The sequence below is a fragment of the Flavobacterium sp. MEB061 genome (assembly GCF_000834715.1).
Lineage (GTDB): Bacteria > Bacteroidota > Bacteroidia > Flavobacteriales > Flavobacteriaceae > Flavobacterium > Flavobacterium pectinovorum.
The window spans coordinates 1-270 of the sequence record NZ_JXQR01000079.1 but is presented as its reverse complement, the minus strand read 5'-3'; the positions used below and the strand labels follow the sequence as shown (position 1 = coordinate 270).

The following is a 270-nucleotide window of genomic DNA, read 5'->3' as shown; positions in this document are numbered from 1 at the left end:
AACAGAAACTTCATCCTGCCAACACAAACCGGTAAAAATACAGCATCTGTTTTATATACAACCTTCCTAGGTCTTACAACTCTTAGTTGTATTCAGGTTGATGATGCAGCTTATTCAAATGCAAATTGGTCGAATATTAAAGAATCAACTACAACTTATGCAAATACTTGTAAAAATTTAGGTGTTAATGATCCTGCTTTTACCAAAGCCACAATTTATCCAAATCCAACTAATGGAGAAGTAAATATTAGCAATATCATTTTAGAGAAA

1 protein-coding gene is annotated in these 270 nt (G+C 31.9%); it reads left to right on the top strand.

The window, feature by feature from the left end; all coding sequences use genetic code 11:
* On the top strand, nucleotides 1-270 hold a 270-nt coding region (locus RT99_RS25520; protein WP_042567386.1), incomplete at both ends, for a hypothetical protein.